The organism is Azospirillum baldaniorum (assembly GCF_003119195.2).
Lineage (GTDB): Bacteria > Pseudomonadota > Alphaproteobacteria > Azospirillales > Azospirillaceae > Azospirillum > Azospirillum baldaniorum.
Window position 1 is genome coordinate 1,685,951 of sequence record NZ_CP022254.1, and the last position, 15,794, is coordinate 1,701,744.

14 protein-coding genes and 2 tRNA genes are annotated in these 15,794 nt (G+C 68.8%); 8 read left to right on the forward strand and 8 right to left on the reverse strand.

The features are described from left to right. Positions 1-40 precede the first annotated feature (40 nt). Positions 41-2,167, forward strand: coding sequence for a PAS domain S-box protein (locus tag Sp245p_RS21960; RefSeq protein ID WP_014198429.1), 2,127 nt, complete (start codon positions 41-43; stop codon positions 2,165-2,167). 20 nt (positions 2,168-2,187) lie between these two features. Here the strand turns inward: Sp245p_RS21960 and Sp245p_RS21965 are convergent, their stop codons facing one another. Further along, a complete protein-coding gene (locus Sp245p_RS21965) occupies positions 2,188-2,421 on the reverse strand; it encodes a hypothetical protein (RefSeq protein ID WP_109138835.1) in 234 nt (77 codons plus the stop codon). 198 nt (positions 2,422-2,619) lie between these two features. Between Sp245p_RS21965 and Sp245p_RS21970 the strand changes: the two genes are divergently transcribed. After that, positions 2,620-2,713: transfer RNA gene (locus tag Sp245p_RS21970), tRNA-Ser, on the forward strand. 52 nt (positions 2,714-2,765) lie between these two features. Here the strand turns inward: Sp245p_RS21970 and Sp245p_RS21975 are convergent. Both Sp245p_RS21975 and Sp245p_RS35045 read right to left on the reverse strand, forming a co-directional pair. Beyond that, positions 2,766-3,284 carry a tyrosine-type recombinase/integrase gene (locus Sp245p_RS21975; RefSeq protein ID WP_014198431.1) on the reverse strand — a complete coding sequence of 173 codons (519 nt, stop codon included), beginning with the start codon at positions 3,282-3,284 and terminating at the stop codon, positions 2,766-2,768. After that, the gene (locus tag Sp245p_RS35045; RefSeq protein WP_014198432.1) at positions 3,194-3,496 is read right to left on the reverse strand and encodes a hypothetical protein; all 303 of its coding nucleotides are present in this window, start codon (positions 3,494-3,496) and stop codon (positions 3,194-3,196) included. Before Sp245p_RS35045 ends, Sp245p_RS21975 begins: the two co-directional genes overlap by 91 nt. 161 nt (positions 3,497-3,657) lie before the next feature. Between Sp245p_RS35045 and Sp245p_RS21980 the strand changes: the two genes are divergently transcribed. Beyond that, positions 3,658-4,362 carry a glutathione S-transferase family protein gene (locus Sp245p_RS21980; protein WP_014198433.1) on the forward strand — a complete coding sequence of 235 codons (705 nt, stop codon included), beginning with the start codon at positions 3,658-3,660 and terminating at the stop codon, positions 4,360-4,362. Positions 4,363-4,434: 72 nt separating this feature from the next. Next, the gene (locus Sp245p_RS21985; protein ID WP_014198434.1) at positions 4,435-5,256 is read left to right on the forward strand and encodes a hypothetical protein; all 822 of its coding nucleotides are present in this window, start codon (positions 4,435-4,437) and stop codon (positions 5,254-5,256) included. 301 nt (positions 5,257-5,557) lie between these two features. Here the strand turns inward: Sp245p_RS21985 and Sp245p_RS21990 are convergent. From Sp245p_RS21990 to Sp245p_RS22010, 5 genes are all read right to left on the reverse strand, one after another. Beyond that, positions 5,558-5,632, reverse strand: a tRNA-Gln gene (locus Sp245p_RS21990). 79 nt (positions 5,633-5,711) lie between these two features. Beyond that, the gene (locus Sp245p_RS21995; protein ID WP_014198436.1) at positions 5,712-7,811 is read right to left on the reverse strand and encodes a glutamine amidotransferase; all 2,100 of its coding nucleotides are present in this window, start codon (positions 7,809-7,811) and stop codon (positions 5,712-5,714) included. After that, complete coding sequence (locus tag Sp245p_RS22000) at positions 7,808-10,555, reverse strand: DUF4159 domain-containing protein (protein ID WP_109138836.1); 2,748 nt, start codon at positions 10,553-10,555, stop codon at positions 7,808-7,810. The genes Sp245p_RS21995 and Sp245p_RS22000 overlap by 4 nt, the downstream gene beginning before the upstream one ends. Positions 10,556-10,723: 168 nt before the next feature. Then, complete coding sequence (locus Sp245p_RS22005) at positions 10,724-11,623, reverse strand: DUF58 domain-containing protein (protein WP_014198437.1); 900 nt, start codon at positions 11,621-11,623, stop codon at positions 10,724-10,726. Between the two features lie 10 nt (positions 11,624-11,633). Then, positions 11,634-12,677, reverse strand: a complete 1,044-nt coding sequence (locus Sp245p_RS22010) for an AAA family ATPase (protein ID WP_014198438.1) — start codon at positions 12,675-12,677, stop codon at positions 11,634-11,636. A 204-nt stretch (positions 12,678-12,881) separates the two neighbouring features. Here Sp245p_RS22010 and Sp245p_RS22015 point away from each other — a divergent pair, with 204 nt between their 5' ends. Genes Sp245p_RS22015 through Sp245p_RS22030 form a run of 4 tightly spaced genes read left to right on the forward strand, consistent with a single transcriptional unit; the run spans position 12,882 to position 15,792 of the window. After that, positions 12,882-13,466 (forward strand): DUF1285 domain-containing protein, encoded by a 585-nt coding sequence (locus tag Sp245p_RS22015; RefSeq protein WP_014198439.1) that lies wholly within the window; start codon positions 12,882-12,884, stop codon positions 13,464-13,466. After that, positions 13,463-14,149, forward strand: coding sequence for a CoA pyrophosphatase (locus tag Sp245p_RS22020; protein WP_014198440.1), 687 nt, complete (start codon positions 13,463-13,465; stop codon positions 14,147-14,149). Before Sp245p_RS22015 ends, Sp245p_RS22020 begins: the two co-directional genes overlap by 4 nt. A 13-nt stretch (positions 14,150-14,162) precedes the next feature. Further along, positions 14,163-14,483: a DUF6111 family protein gene (locus tag Sp245p_RS22025; RefSeq protein ID WP_014198441.1), complete on the forward strand. Its 321-nt coding sequence runs from the start codon at positions 14,163-14,165 to the stop codon at positions 14,481-14,483. A gap of 25 nt (positions 14,484-14,508) precedes the next feature. Then, positions 14,509-15,792: a CCA tRNA nucleotidyltransferase gene (locus tag Sp245p_RS22030; protein ID WP_014198442.1), complete on the forward strand. Its 1,284-nt coding sequence runs from the start codon at positions 14,509-14,511 to the stop codon at positions 15,790-15,792. Positions 15,793-15,794: the final 2 nt, after the last annotated feature.

Below are 15,794 nucleotides of genomic sequence, written 5' to 3' on the forward strand. Positions count from 1 at the left end.
GTTCTCCCGTCGGTTTCAAGTGGGGCCGGCGGGAGGCCCAATGATTGCAGATTCGCTGACGGTGGCGCTGTTTGCGCTGTTCGCCGGTCTCCTGGCCGGATTTCTCGCCGGTTTGCTGGCGGCGCGGCGCATTGGACGAAGACGCTTGGCGGAGAACACGGCCCCCCCCTCCGTCGTGACGGAAGAGCGGTTGCGGGCCATCCTGGACACCGCTCCCATCGGCGTCCTCATCAACACGCGCGACGGCGACAACCTCTACCACAGCCCCAGCGCCGCGACCTGTTTCAAAGTCAGCGGCGAGCAACTCCAGCGCGACGGCATGTGGCCGCTCTACCATGACCCGCGGGACCGCCGGGCCGCCATCGATCGGCTCTACGCCGATGGCCTCTTCGATGGACAGGAGGTGTTGCTGCGCCGTGGCGACGGCGAAACCTGCATGGGCTCGCTGAGTTCGACCGTCATCGACTTCGAAGGGCAACGCTGCCACATCAGCTGGTTCTACGATCTGACGGAACAGAAGAAGGCCGACGCGGTTCGCCGCGATCTGGCCGACCGTCTGGAAATGGCGCTGGACGCCACCGGCGCCGCGGTGTGGGACACCGACATCCCGCGGGGGACCTGCTGGTGGTCCGACAGCTTTCCGCGCATGCTGGGCTACGCCGAGCCGCCGGAGATGCCGGCCGACTTCTGGGAGGTGCGCCTGCATCCCGATGACTGGCGGCGCGTGCTGACCACCATCGATGCCCACCTGCGGGGCGAGACCGCGGCCTACGCCTATGATTACCGGCTGCGCCGCGCCGATGGCGACTGGATGTGGATCGCAGCGCAGGGGCGGGCGATTCGCGACGCCGCCGGGCAGGCGGTGCGCTATGTCGGCATCATGACCGACATCACCGAGCGCCGCCGCCAGGAGGAGGAGGTCCGCGCCGGCAAGGAACGGCTGCTGCGGATCCTGGAGGCCAGCCCCATTGCCGTGAACATCACGCGCCGCGACGGCCTGCTGGTGTTCTGCAACACGCAGTCGGAGATCATTCTGGGCCGGTCGCGCGACGACCTGCTGCCGATGCCCGCCGAACGGCTGTACGCCGATCCGGCGGACCGTCAGGCCCTGATCGACCGCTTCGAACGGGAAGGCCCCTTCCGTGACGCCGAGGTGCGCTTCCGCAAGCCTGACGGAACGATCATCTGGGTGCTGTCGAGCTGGGGTGAGATCGAGATGGACGGAGAGCCGGCGCTGCTGACCTGGCTCTACGACATCAACGACCGCAAGGCGGCGGAGGCCGCCATGGCGGCGGCCCGCGACGAGGCGGAGCGCGCTCTGGCCGACCTGCGCGCCGCCCAGGAGAGCCTGATCCAGGCGGAGGCCATGGCCTCGCTGGGCCAGCTGGTGGCCGGGGTCGCGCACGAGATCAACACGCCGATCGGCATCGGCCTTACCGCCGCCAGTCACATCGCCGAACAGGCCCGCGATCTGCGCGTCCGTTTCGATTCGGGCATGCTGAAGAAGACCATTCTGGCCGAGTATCTGGACACGGTGACGGAGGCCGCCCGCCTGCTGGTGTCGAACATGAACCGGGCGGCGGCGCTGGTGCAGAGCTTCAAGCAGGTGGCGGTGGATCAGACCTCCGGCGAGCGGCGGACCTTCGATCTCCGGACCTACATCGACGAGGTGCTGTTCTCCCTGCGGCCTCGCCTGAAGCGCACGTTGGTGATGGTCGACGTGGACTGTCCCGAGGGGGTGGAGATGGACAGCTTCCCCGGCGCGCTGAGCCAGGTTCTGACCAACCTCGTGATCAATGCGCTGATCCACGCCTATGGTGAGGCGCAGCGGGGGACCATCCGGATCGCCGTCCATCCGGACGGTGGCGATCATGTCGTCATCGACTTTTCTGACGACGGATCCGGCATTCCCGAAGACCATCTGGCCAAGGTCTTCGAGCCCTTCTTCACGACCAAGCGTGGCGAGGGCGGTTCGGGTCTCGGGTTGCACATCGTGCAAAGCACCGTGACGGGGGTGTTGGGTGGTACGCTGGCGGTGCGCTCGGTGAGCGGGCAGGGCACGGGCTTCACCCTGCGATTGCCCCGCCGCATCGCGCAGGGGTCCGCCGCACCAACGGCGCTGCCGTCTCGACCGGGATCGGTGTCGGGGCCAGTGGTGCCGGTCTGACGGACACCGGGAGGATTGCGTCAGGCGTGCAAATCCTGAGGCTGCAGATGCTTGGACCGACGGCCGCGCCGCTTGGGCGGCAAGAACGCGGCCGTGGCCCCGTTCTCGCCGCGAACCTCGGCTTTCAACTCCTGAACGCAACGCAACAGCAGCTCCTTCTCACGAAGGTCTTCGCGGTCGGTGATCTCCAGGCAGCTCAGCTTGATCTCGACCAGATCGATCAGCGTTTCGGCGCAGCGGCGTGACAAGCTCATGGCGTCCCCCTGACCAAAGGTTGCTATCGCGTTCTGGTGGTAAGCTATCTCCAATTTTCTAAAAAGTATATAAAATTTTATACAGATTCCGTTCCTTTCGGCCTTGTTCCAAATTTTTGGCGAGTAAGCGTTGACAGGTCCCATCCGGATCGTTAGAACGCACCCACGCCAGCGGCGCCACAGAGCGCCGACCCGGTAGGAGGGGTGGCCGAGAGGCTGAAGGCGGCGGTTTGCTAAACCGTTATAGGGGCTCAAACCCCTATCGTGGGTTCGAATCCCATCCCCTCCGCCATTCCTTTCAAATCAAATACTTAGCTGGCTGATTTGGCGGTTTCCTGGGGATGCTACCTAGGAGAAACCGTTATAGATGTGCCGGTTTTTGTACCGGCCCTCGCCGGGACGTACCCCAGATAAATCTCCGTCGTTCTCACGCTGCTGTGCCTCAGGTGCTTGGGCAGGGCGTAGATGTCCCACCCGTTCTGCAAGGACCGGATGGCGAAGCCGTGCCGCAGATCGTGGCAGCGGAAGGGTCGGAACGGTGTGCCCACCCGCTGTGCCGACCGCACCATCTCCCGAAACCGTGACGACACGTTGAGATAACGCGCGCCCTTCCCGTGCCAGAACACCGCGTCGGAACCCAGGAAGTGGGGCAGGGCGGTCAGCATGGTCAGCATGGTCAGCGTGTCTGGGTCCAGACTGATCGTGCGCAGCCGGCTGGTCTTCGTCTTCAGGAAGGTGACCGTTCCGGCTTTCCGATTGACCAGCTTCCAGCTCAGGCCGGCGACCTCCTCCTGCCGGCATCCTCCTGCCAGCAGCCGGTTTGGGCGAGGAACCGGATCATTCTGGCGAACAGGCCGGGGCACCGCGTGATGACGGCTTTCACGTCCGCGCTCGATGGCGGGTGGATCGACTCGCGCCGCTCACGGGTGAAGCGGCGATTGTAGTCGCGCGCCGGGTTCGCCTCGCACGCTCCCCATTCGACGGCGGCGCCCAAGACGGCCAACACCGTGGTCAGGTCCCGGTTGATGGTGGCGTTGCGGATGTCGCCTCGACCTCCCGGCTGGTTGCTTCTCATTTTGCTCCGCTCAATGTGGCCCCTGTCCTAATGATCGGATATTCAATGATTGCTACTCCATGCCAAGCTGATTGGCGGGCCAAAAGGGGATATCGCCGTGGCCGCCCCCCTGCGGTACCGGATCGTGCCCCCAGCCGGGCTGCAAGTGGATGGAGCCGGCTATGATCACGCTGTACACCTACCCCCACCTTTATGGCTTGGCGGACAACAATCCCTACGGCCTCAAGGTTGTGGCGTTTTTGCGCCTGTGTGGATTGCCCTATCAGCAAAAGCATATCATCGACGCCCATGACGCCCCTCGAGGGCAGTTGCCGTATATCGTGGATGACAGCACTGTGATCGGAGACAGTGATCTCATCATCGCGCATCTGGTCCAACAGCATCACTTGCCGGTCGACGATGACCTTAGTGAGGATGAACGACGCATCGACCATATGATCCGGCGTACACTCGATAATCTGTATTGGGTAATGTCCTTCTCGCGTTGGTCCGATGAACGTTTTTGGCCCTTGTTTCGGAGCCAACTGCTCAACACGCATCCAGACATCACTGAAGCACTTCTAGAGGCAGCACGGAAATACAACCTGAAGCGATACCATTTCCAGGGCATCGGCCGTTATGATCCTGACCAAGTCTACAGCCGCGGCCTCGCTGATCTGAAGGCCATCGCTGGTACCTTGGCGGACCGGCCCTTCCTGTTCGGCAACACCCCACACAGCGTTGACGCGGCGCTGATGGGCTTTCTGCCCAACATCTACCGGTACGAGATCGACACCCCGCTGCGCGCTTTTGTTGCGGAACAGCCCAACCTGGTCGACTTCTGCCGTCGCACGGCTCCGTTGGTGAGTTTGGCGCAGCCCGTATAGGGGAAGCCTTGGCTGGTGGATCTGGACGGGAACCAGCGTCACGTCGGCGTGGCCGTTTGATGGAGGCAATCCGTGCCATTCGCTCGTGCTTTGGCCTACACGGTCTACACGCTGTGGGTTTCGGTTTGCGCTTTCGCCCCGGAGTTGCTCTGGCAAGGGTTCGTGCTGATGCGGGGCCATTTCGGGGCCGCAGAACTGTTTTCCGCACTGTTCATCGGCACGCTCTTCGCCTTCTTCGTTGAACCGCTGGTGGAACGGCTCAAGGCCGGGCGATGGCATTTGGCGCACGCACCATCCGGTGGAATGCTGCTTGGCGTTCTAGTGTCGCTGGCCTTTGGGATTGTCGTCGTGTGTATCCACGAAGCGATGATTGCGTATATCGGCGCTGAACACGCCGGTGACGAGGCTAAGAAAGCCAGTTTGGCAAGAGCGATCGACAGTGCCTGCGAGTGGGCTTCGATTCCAGCAGCGGTCACGGCCGCTTGGTTCGTCTCGGGCACGTCTCGCCGGCTGGCCCTTCCGGCGACGGGCTTAGCGTGTGTATGGATTGTCTTCATCGGCCACTCTTATGGATGGGGTTGGCCGATCGTGGTGACGAGCGCAGTGCCGGGCTTTTTGATCGCGCTGCTTGGCAGCGGAGTCGTTCTTCGCCGTTGGGATGCGAGCACCATTCCGGTGTTGGCGCAGCTCACGGCGTGGGTGGCAGGGATTTGGATGCTACTGGCTTGGGGAGTTCAGGCGGGTTCCGAATTGATCGACAGCCCAGGCTTGCAGCTTTACACGCCGGAGGCCTTCTACGAGGATCTTCGCTTTTACCTTGGCTGGTGCCTGGGCCTCTCGGTCGCCCCTAACCCGGTGCCGGACAATAGGGCACAAAACGATCGCGCAACCTGAAGGGTTCATTGGCTTGCGGTTGAATTCGGAGTTCCAAAATCCATACCATGGGCGAGCTGGCCAGGGGATATTGATTCGCTCGCCGGACAGCTGAGCGTCCGCGTCGCTCAACGTTGCCGGCCAAGCCCAGATGAGCACAAATCGGGCTTCTCCGTGTGCACATGGTGTGCACCGGAAACTTTCGTACAAAATTGGAAAGTGAGGATTTACAACGGGTTCGATTACCATGTGTGCACAGTCTGGTACACATGAAAAGGAACCCGAACCAACCCAAAAACGAGGATAAAATCAGTGGGAAGGGTGGCTGGGGCGCCAGGATTCGAACCTGGGAATGGCGGTACCAAAAACCGCTGCCTTACCGCTTGGCGACGCCCCAACCGATCGGCGCGATCAGCGCCGGAAGGGTCGGGACCATAAGCGGAAACCTGACCCGATTGCAACAGCTTCGTTGATCCTTACCGCCCCTCGCGACGCCACGCCATCAACAGCGCGCCCAGCGCCAGCGCCAGCACCGCGGCCACCGGCAGCAACGGCACCTCGGACACCCCCGTCACCGTGAAATCGCCGTTGGCGCGCAGCCCGATCCAGTCGTTGCCGGTCTGCGTCCGGTCGGGGCGGGTGCGCCGCACGTCGATGCCGGGGCGCACGCCGCCCTCGGTGTCGGAAATCCAATGCACCCCGCCGCCGGTCTCGTCGGCAACGCCCGACAGGCGGTCGCCGGTGGAGCGCACGTCGGCCAGTTCCGGCGGGTTGACAGCGCCCACCACGGCCAGAGCCGTGCGCTCGCCGTCGGTGATGCGGTAGATGCCCGGCTCGCCGGCGACCACGGTGGCGCTGGCGCGGCCGGTGCGGTCCTCGGTCATCTCCAGAGTCCGGGTCTCGTCGGACGGCGTGGTGAGGGTGATGCTGCGCGGGTCGGGCTCCAGAGAGCGGCGCTCCACCGTGATGCGGTTGCCGTCCACATGGGCGCGCAGGTCATTCTCCTCCAGCTCCGGCTCCTTCATCAGCCAGTGGGCGAGGCGGCGCAGAAGCTCGGCTTGCGGGCCGCCACCCTCGAAGCCGCGGCTCCACAGCCACATCTGGTCGGACGCAAGCTGCGCCACCCGGCCCTTGCCGACGCGGTCGAGGATCAGCAGCGGCCGGTCGTCGGCGCCGTTCATCACCACCGCGCCGTTGCCCGGCACGACCTCCACCTGGTGGAACCAGCGGCCCCAGCTCGGCTCGCCGTTCGGGCGGTCGCCGGGCAGGCCGGCGGTCACCGGGTGGCGGCGGCCGACCTCCGTCACGGTCGGCTTGAAGGGGCGGTCGATGGCCTGCCCGGTCGGCTCCGCCGGCATCACCTGGCCCAGCGGCGTGCGGAACAGCGACAGCGGCGTGGCGTAGCCCTGGCCGGACGCCTCCAGCAGGGCGCCGCCCTTCTGCACATACTCGGCGATGTTCTCCAGATACATCTGCGGCAGCACGCCGCGCCGGCGGTAGCGGTCGAAGATGATCAGGTCGAACTCGTCCAGCTTGATCTCGAACAGTTCGCGGATCGGGAAGGCGATCAGCGACAGCTCGCGGATCGGCGTGCCGTCCTGCTTCTCCGGCGGGCGCAGGATGGTGAAGTGGACGAGATCGACCGAGGGGTCGGCCTTCAGCAGGTTGCGCCACGTCCGCTCGCCGGCGTGCGGCTCGCCGGAGACCAGCAGGACGCGCAGGCGGTCGCGCACCCCGTTCACCACCACGGCGGTGCGGTTGTTGGCGAGCGTCAGCTCCTGCCGCGCCGCCTCGACCTCCATCTCCAGCACGTTCTGGCCGCCGTGGTTGACTGGCAGTTCCAGGTGGAAGTCCTGGCCGACCGGCACGCGGATGGTGCGCGGCGGCCCGCCGTCCTGGCGCAGGGTCACCGCCGCGTCGGCCGACTGGCGGCGCGGCATGTCGTCGACCCGGATGGTCAGCTCCACCGGCTTGCCGACGAGGCCGTAGGCCGGCGCCTGGACGATGGCCAAGCGGCGGTCGCCCTCGTCGCGGTTGCCGGTCAGCAGCGTGTGCACCGGGCCGATCTCGGCCAGCCGGGCGAGGTTTTCCGGAACGTCGTGGACCTGCCCGTCGGTGATCAGCACCGCCCCGGCCATGCGGCGGCGCGGCACGTCGGCCATGGCGCGGTTCAGCGCGTCGAACAGGTGCGTCTCGTTGATGGCGGAGGCGCCGGATTCCGCGTCCCCGGCGCGGACCACCCGCAGTTCCAGATCGTCGAAGGCTTTCAGACGCTCGGTCAGGCGCTCCAGCTCGGCCTCGGCGCGGGCGCGGCGGTCGCCGATGTTCTGGCTGGGCGAGGCGTCGAGCACGACGACGGCCACGTCCTTGATCGGCTCCCGCTTCTCCTGCACCAGCGACGGGTTGATCAGGGCGAGGGCCAGCACCGCCACCGCCAGAGCGCGCAGCCAGACGCCGCGCGCCCGGCGGAAGACGGCCAGCGCCAGGATCGCCAGCGCCACCACGAACAGCGGCACCAGGAAGATCCAGGGCAGCAGCGGCGCCAGAGCGATGGAGGTTCCGTCAAGCAGGGTCACTGGCCGAGCCTCTCAAGGATCGCGGGCACATGGACCTGATCGGCCTTGTAGTTGCCGGTCAGCGCGTACATGACGAGGTTGACGCCGAAGCGGTAGGCCATCTCGCGCTGCCGCTCCCCGCCGGGGACGACGGCGTAGAGCGGTTGGCCGTTGCGGTTCGCCGCCCAGGCGGCGGCCCAGTCGTTGCCGCCGATCAGCACCGGAGACACGCCGTCGTTGGCGCGGCCCTCGCGCGCCTCGATCCACAAATTGCCGCCATTGTAGCGGCCGGGGAAATCGTTCAGCAGGTAGAAGGACTTGGTCAGCACGTGGTCGGGCGGCACCAGGGCCAGCGGCGGGATGTCCAGCCCCTGTACCATGCCCTGGAGCGCTTGGTTGCCGCCGACGGCGCCCGCCGACTGGTCGCGCGTGTCGAACAGGATGGTGCCGCCGTTGCGCATGTACTCGTTCAGCCGGGCGCGGGCGCGGTCGCTCAGCGCGCTCTGACCGCCGGACACCGGCCAGTAGAGCAGGGGGTAGAAGGCCAGTTCGTCGGTTTCCGGGTCGACGCCGACCGCCCCGGCGGCCTCCACCGCGGTGCGGCGGGTCAGCACGTCCACGAGGCTTTCCAGACCGGCGCGCGAGGTGTCGTCCACCGTGCCGTTCCCGGTGCGCACATAGGCGAGGTAGGTCTCCGCCGTCACCTTGGTCGACTGCGCGTCGTCGGCGCGGGCGGGGGTCCAGGGTGCCGCGGCCATGGGCAGCGTCACGCCCAGCGTCAGCAGGATCGCGGCGGCGGCCCCGGCGCGGCGGCGCTTGCCACCCCCCTTGCCGCCAAATCCCCAGCCGCCGAGCAGGCCGCGCAGCATGAGGGCGATCAACAGGTCGATCATGGCGAGCGACAGGGCGATGCCGAGCAGCGCCGGCTTCAGCGCCACCTCGCCCCGCGTGCCGTAAGGGCCGCGGGCGACCCCGCCGGGCATGGCGCCCAACGGCTCGATCCGCGTCAGCGTGGCGGTCAGGTTGAGGGCGCGGCGGGCCTCCTCGGTGCCGTAGAAGCCCGGCGGGTGGCGCGGGCCGATCACGTCGGCCCCGGCGTCCCCGGCGATGGGGAAGGCGGCGGCCGGCGGCGGCACCAGCCGGCCGAAGCCGTCCAGCACCTCCAGCGGCTCCAGCGTGCCGCCATGGGCGCCGCCGGCGACGCCGCCGCTCAGAGTCACCAGACGGCGCAGCATGTCGACGAACAGGCCGGACATCGGCAGGTTGGACCATTCCGGGCTGGCGGTGGTGTGGACGAGCACGATGTAGCCGTCTCCGCGCTTTTCCGAGGTGACCAGGGGCGTGCCGTCCTGGAGCCGCGCCCAGGTGCGGTCGGCGAGGTCCAGCGCCGGCTCGGCCAGCACCTGCCGCGAGACGGCGACGTCGTCGGGGATGTGCAGGCCGGCGAAGGGGCTGCGGCCGTCGAAGGGCTGGAGCTTCGCCGGCTCCGACCAGGACAGGGCGCCGCCCAGCGCCCGGTCGCCCAGACGCAGGCGCACCGGGACCAGACGGTCGGGATTCTGGGCCAGCCGCGGCCCGGCGAAGCGCAGCAGCACGCCGCCCTTGCGCACCCAATCCTCGATGGTCTGGGCCTCCTGTCCGGTCAGGGCGCCGATGTCCGACAGGACCAGCACGGCGAGGTCGCGCTTGAGAAGCTCGTCCGGCTCGCCGCGGCGCACCTCGTTGTAGGGGGCCAGCGCCCGTTCCAGATAGTGCAGGTCCGACAGCAGCGGCTGGTTCTCGCCGTTGGCGCGGCCCGAGGCCAGCCCGACCGGGCGGCGGCGCCAGCGCTCGTCGAGCAGGACGGTGGCCCCGGCGGTGGTGTCGTTCTCCACGCGCAGGCTGGCGGCGTCGTTGCGCAGCTCCGCCGGTACCTCGAAGCGCACCTCGCGGGTGAGTTGCCCGGCGTCGAAGGCGACGGGCTGGCGGGTCAGCAGGCGGCCGTCGGCCCCGGACAGGCGCACGGTGACGCTTTCCGGACGGGAGGCGTCGGCGCGCACCACGCGGGCCGTCAGACCGGCGCCCTCCGATGAGGGGGGGAGCAGCAGGTGGGGCGGCTTCTCCGCGGAGTCGTCGAGGATCTCCAGGGAGCCCATGCGCTGCAGCGTTTCGGCGAGGCCGCGGGCGGTGCGGTCGCCGATGCCGTCCGACAGCCAGACGGTGTGGGCGGAGCCGCGCGCGGCGAGACCGCGCACCGCCTCCAGCGCGCCGGCGCGGTCGGTCGGCCAGGGGTGCGGCTCCAGCGCCTGGATCAGGCGGCGGGCTTCCGAGGCGGGCAGGGGCGGGCTGGCCTTCACCGCCTCGCCCCCGGCGGGCCGGGCGGTCGGCAGCAGGACGACCGGACGGTTCTGCCGCTCCGCCTGCGACACCAGCTCCTCCATGGCGGCGCGGCGGCCCGTCCAGTCGCGGCCCGACGCCCAGCCGTTGTCGACCAGGAGCAGCAGCGGCCCACTGCCCGGCAGGGCGGCGCGCGGGTTCAGCAGCGGCCCGGCCAGCGCCAGGATCAGCAGCGCGGCGACGATCAGGCGCAGGATCAGCAGCCACAGCGGGGTGCGGGCCGGAGTTTCCTCCCGCGCCGTCAGGTCGCGCAGCAGCCGGATGGCGGGGAAGCGCACCACCCGCGGGGCCGGCGGCGTGACGCGCAGCAGCCACCACAGCACCGGCAGGACGGCCAGGGCGGCCAGCACCCACGGAACGGCAAAGGCGATCGGTCCGAAACCCAGCATCGGCGTCTACGCTGTTGGAGGATGAAGAATCGGGTGCGAAGCAATTGCCCCCTCCCTACCCCTCCCCCGCTTCGCAGGGGAGGGGATTTTGCGTACTGGCCCTCCCCTGCGAAGCGGGGGAGGGAGGGACCCGCGAAGCGGGAGGGTGGGGGCAACGCGCCGCTCCACCTAAACCGCCTCGCGCGCCAGGGCGCCCCACAGCCCGAGCAGGGCGGTCTGGGGCGGCCGGTCGGTGCGGTGGACGGCGTAGGTCCAGCCGGCGGTGCGGGCCAGGGCGTCGAGACCGTCCTGGTGGGCGCGCAGCCGCTCCAGGTAGGTCTCGCGCACCGCCTCGACCCGCGGCACCAGGAGTTCCTCCTCGCCTTCGAAGCCTTCGAACTCGACGCGGCCCTCGTAGGGCAGGGTCTCCTCCGCCGGGTCGAGGATTTGCAGCAGATGGCCGCGCACGCCGCGTCCGGTCAGGGCCGACACGGTGGCGTGGATCTCCGGCAGCGGCGACAGCAGATCGCCCACCAGCACCACCTGGGCGTGGCGGGGTAGCGGTTCGGGCTGCGGCAGCGCGTCGGGAGAATGGGCGTTGCGCGGGTCGGTCATCTGACCGGCCATGCGGTTCAGGGCGAACTTGCCATGGTCCGGGCGCTGGCCGGAGTTCAGCAGGCCCACCCGCTCGCCGCCGCGCACCAGCAGAACCGCGGCGGCGAGGGTCAGCAGGTCGGCGCGCTCCCGCTTGGTCGGCAGGCCGTTGACCGAGCGGTAGTCCATGGAAGGCGAGCGGTCGCGCCACAGCCAGACGGTCTGCGCGGCCTCCCACTCGTTCTCGCGCACATAGACGGGCTGGGTCTTGCCGGACTGCCGCCAGTCGATCATCTGCGGCGAGTCGCCGGGCTGGTAGCGGCGGAACTGCCAGAAGGTCTCGCCCAGCCCGACGCGGCGCCGTCCGTGAACGCCCTGCGCCACCGTGGAGGCGACGCGCTCCGCCGCGACCAGCAGCGGCGGCAGGGTGGCGGCCAGCCCCTCCGCGCGCTGCTGCGCCCGCAGGGTGGTGGCGCCAAGGGTGGGACTGGCCATCGGCGGGTCCTTACGACAACGGGGCGCAGAGGCGGTTGATGATGTCGTCCAGCGTGATCCCGTCCGCCCGCGCCGCGAAGTTCAGCGCCATGCGGTGGCGCAGCACGGGCTTCGCCAGGGCCACCACGTCGTCCAGCGACGGCGCCAGCCGCCCGTCCAGCACCGCGCGGGCGCGGGCGGCGAGCATCAGCGCCTGGCTGGCGCGCGGGCCGGGACCCCAGGCGACGTGGCGCTGCACCTCCGGCAGGTCGGTCGCCTCCGGACGGCCCCGCCGCACGAGGTCGAGGATGCCGTCGACCACCCCCTCGCTGACCGGCACGCGGCGGACCAGCCGTTGCGCCACCTGGAGGTCGGCGGGGGAGAGCACCGTCACCGCCTGCTCGTCCAGTGAGCCGGTGGTGGCGATCATCATCCGCCGCTCGGCGTCGCGGTCGGGGTAATCGACGTCGATCTGCATCAGGAAGCGGTCGAGTTGGGCCTCCGGCAGCGGGTAGGTGCCTTCCTGCTCCAGCGGATTCTGGGTGGCCAGCACGTGGAAGGGCTGGGGCAGGGCGTGGTAGTGGCCGGCGACCGACACGCGCCGCTCCTGCATCGCCTGGAGCAGGGCGGATTGGGTGCGCGGGCTGGCGCGGTTGATCTCGTCGGCCATCAGCAGCTGGCTGAACACCGGCCCGGGAATGAAGCGGAAGGAACGGCGGCCCTGCTCGTTCTCCTCCAGCACCTCCGACCCCAGGATGTCGGCGGGCATCAGGTCGGGCGTGCACTGGATGCGCTTCTCGGCGAGGCCCAGCACGGTGCCCAGCGTCTCGACCAGCCGCGTCTTGGCGAGGCCCGGCACGCCGATCAGCAGCACGTGGCCGCCGGCCAGGAGCGTGATCAGCGTGAGGTCGATGACCTCCTGCTGGCCGAAGATGATCCGGCCGATGCGGTCGCGGACGTGGGTCAGCCGGCCGCCCAGCGCCTCGATCTCCGCCATGAGCTGGTGCGGGTTCTCGGCGGCGGGAAAGTTCTGGCCCGGATTGGCCCCCGGATTGACGGCGTCGGTTGCGCTCACGTCTCTGCTCCCGTTTAAGACCATTCACTCTGGTGGGCAACCATGACCGCCCAATCATGACCGCCCAATCATGACCACTGGGGCCGAAACGGCCATCGTGGCAAATCCGCCAGTTCGGACCTATGTGACGAGTATGGCGAAATTACGTTGCGCGGCCAGTTCCCTCTGTGCCCCTCAGGCCCGAAAAAGACGAGAAGGCTAGCGATGAAGGTCGGCAATGACGGGGCGAATGACAAGCGCCCAAATGAAACGCGCTCAGGTGGAGAGAGCGGCGAAAGCCTGCCCCTCCCTCTCCCCCTGGCCGCAAGGGAGCAGCGGTTCGACATCCGCATCGCTCGCGACGGCACGTGGTTCCACGAGGGCGACCCGATCCGGCGGATCGAGCTGGTCAAGCTGTTCGCCACGGTCCTGCGGCGGGACGAGTCCGGCGACTTCTGGCTGGTCACCCCGGTCGAGCGTGGGCGGATCGTGGTCGAGGACACGCCGTTCGTCGCCGTGGAAATGGCCGCAAGTGGACATGGAGACGAACAGGTCCTGTCGTTCCGCACAAATTTAGACGAATGGGTCGAATCTGGGCCGGATCATCCGATCAGGGTCGTCCACAATCCTGAAAATGGCGAACCGACGCCCTATATCCTCATAAGAAACGGGCTCGAAGCGCGAATTCTCCGGCCGGTCTACTACGAAATGGTGGACCGGGCCGATACGCGCGGCCATGATGGTGAGGCTGAGGTGGGGGTATGGAGCAAGAAGGTCTTCTTCGCGCTGGGCAGGCTGCCTGGCGGGTGAGTCTCGACGAGGTCCGCAAGCGCTTTCCGGGAAGCGCCGCCGCCGACCTGCGCCCGGCCAAGGTGCGCGGCGACCACGATCTGAATCCCGGTTTCGAACCCTCCCAGGGCAAGCTGCGGGAGGCCGCCGTCCTGGTGCCGCTGGTCGACCGTCCGGAGGAGTTGACGGTCATCTTCACCCAGCGCACAGCCAACCTGACGGCCCATGCCGGGCAGATCAGCTTCCCCGGCGGCCGGATGGAGAGCGACGACCGCGACCCGGAGGACACCGCCCTGCGCGAGACCGAGGAGGAGATCGGGCTGGGGCGCGACCATATCGAGGTGCTGGGTCGGCTCGACACCTACGTGACGCGCACCGGCTTCCGGGTGACACCGGTGGTCGGGCTGGTGCGTCCTCCCTTTCAGGTGACTCCCGACCCGACCGAGGTGGCGGAGGTTTTCGAGGTGCCGCTGGCCGCCATCCTCGACCCGACCAACCCGCAGCGCCACAGCCGCGAATTCCAGGGTGCGCAACGCTATTTCTACGCCTTCCCCTACCAGCAGCGCTTCATCTGGGGGGCGACGGCGGGGATGCTGGTGAATCTCTGCGATGTCCTGCGTGCCGAGGGGATGGGCGAGGGGCTGGGGTGTGACGGCCTGGGGAGCGATCGCCTGGGCGACCTGCCCGCCGGCGGACCATCGTAGGGCGGGCGGCGCGGTGCTGCGGATTTTCCTGACGGTCATCCTGCCCCTGGTCCTGCCCACGGCCGGTTACGCCCTGTATGTGCTGGTGGTCGAGCGCCGCCGCCGCGAGGCGGAGGAGGCGCACAGCCCGGCGCCGTGGTGGGCGACGGCGCCCTGGCCCTGGCTGGTCTTCGCCGGGGTGGCGGCGATGGCGGTGACCCTGGGCTCGGTCGCCATGACCAGCGGGGTGCCGCCGCACACGCCCTACACCCCGGCCCATGTCGAAGACGGGAGGGTGGTTGGCGGCGGGGCCTCCGGCAGCGGGCCATCTGGGAGCGGCCCGTCTGGCAATTGAGCGTTCCACGGGCTAGCCTGCCGCCATGACCGTCAACGCCCGCATCGCTCCCCAGCCCTGGATGACCGCCCCCGAGACGCGCGCCGTGTTCGACGCCCTGGCCGCCGGAGGGGCGGACGCCCGCTTCGTCGGCGGTTGCGTGCGCGACGCGTGGCTGGGCCGCAAGGTCAAGGACATCGACATCGCCACTCATGCCCCGCCGGAGCGGGTGATGGCGCTGCTGAAGGCCGCGGGCATCGGCGCCATTCCCACCGGGATCGAGCACGGCACCATCACCGCCGTGGTCGGGAAGGCTCATTACGAGATCACCACGCTGCGTCGAGACGTCGAGACCTTCGGGCGTCATGCCCGCGTCGAATTCACCGACGACTGGCGGGAGGACGCCGCCCGGCGCGACCTGACCATGAACGCCCTGAGCTGCACGCTGGACGGCTGCGTCTACGACCCCTTCGGGGGATTGGCGGACATGGCCGCCGGGCGGGTGCGCTTCGTCGGCGACCCGCGCCAGCGCATCGAAGAGGACGTGCTGCGCCTGCTGCGCTTCTTCCGCTTCCACGCCCATTACGGCCGCGGCGCGCCGGACGAGGCGGCATTGGCCGCCTGCGCGGAGATGGCCCCCCGCCTGCCCACCCTGTCCGGGGAACGGGTGCGGGGCGAGCTGTCCCGCCTGCTGGCGGCGCCCGACCCGGCGTCGGCCTGGGCGTTGATGATCCGGCTCGGCGTGATGGTCCATCTGCTGCCGGACGCGGTGCGCACCGCTCGGCTGGACGGTCTGGTCCGGCTGGAGCACGATCTGGACGAGCCGCCCGAGGCGGTGCGCCGCTTCGCCGCCGTGCTGGACACCGACCGGGCGGGGGCGCTGGCCGTGGCCCAGACCCTGCGCCTGTCCAACGCCGACCGCGACCGCCTCGCCGCCCTGACCGAGCCGCCGATGGCCGTGTCGCCGTCCGACGGTCCGGTGAAGCGGCGGCAGGCGCTCTACCGGCTGGGCGACGCCGGGCTGTACCGCGACCTCGTGCTTCTGGCGGCGGTGGATGCCCCCGGCCCGATGGCGCTCGACGCGGTGAAGGCGGCGCTGGCGACCGCCGAGGATTTGCCGTCCCTGGCCCTCCCCATCGCCGGGCGAGACCTGCTGGCCATGGGGATGCCGCGCGGCCCGGCGGTGGGCGCGTTGCTGAAGCAGGTCGAGGCGTGGTGGATCGCCGAGGACTTCCAGCCGGGACGGGACGAGTGTTTGGCGGAGGCGAAAAGGCGGTTGGAAAATCCCTCTCCCCTCCGGGGAGAGGGTGCCCGCGCAGCGGGCGGGTGAGG

Excerpts from the sequence above, each read along its gene's own strand:
- Sp245p_RS21960 (WP_014198429.1), top strand. The coding sequence starts at position 41 with ATGATTGCAGATTCGCTGACGGTGGCGCTGTTTGCGCTGTTCGCCGGT.
- Sp245p_RS21965 (WP_109138835.1), bottom strand. The coding sequence starts at position 2,421 with ATGAGCTTGTCACGCCGCTGCGCCGAAACGCTGATCGATCTGGTCGAG.
- Sp245p_RS35045 (WP_014198432.1), bottom strand. The coding sequence starts at position 3,496 with ATGAGAAGCAACCAGCCGGGAGGTCGAGGCGACATCCGCAACGCCACC.
- Sp245p_RS21980 (WP_014198433.1), top strand. The coding sequence starts at position 3,658 with ATGATCACGCTGTACACCTACCCCCACCTTTATGGCTTGGCGGACAAC.
- Sp245p_RS22000 (WP_109138836.1), bottom strand. The coding sequence starts at position 10,555 with ATGCTGGGTTTCGGACCGATCGCCTTTGCCGTTCCGTGGGTGCTGGCC.
- Sp245p_RS22005 (WP_014198437.1), bottom strand. The coding sequence starts at position 11,623 with ATGGCCAGTCCCACCCTTGGCGCCACCACCCTGCGGGCGCAGCAGCGC.
- Sp245p_RS22015 (WP_014198439.1), top strand. The coding sequence starts at position 12,882 with ATGAAGGTCGGCAATGACGGGGCGAATGACAAGCGCCCAAATGAAACG.
- Sp245p_RS22030 (WP_014198442.1), top strand. The coding sequence starts at position 14,509 with ATGACCGTCAACGCCCGCATCGCTCCCCAGCCCTGGATGACCGCCCCC.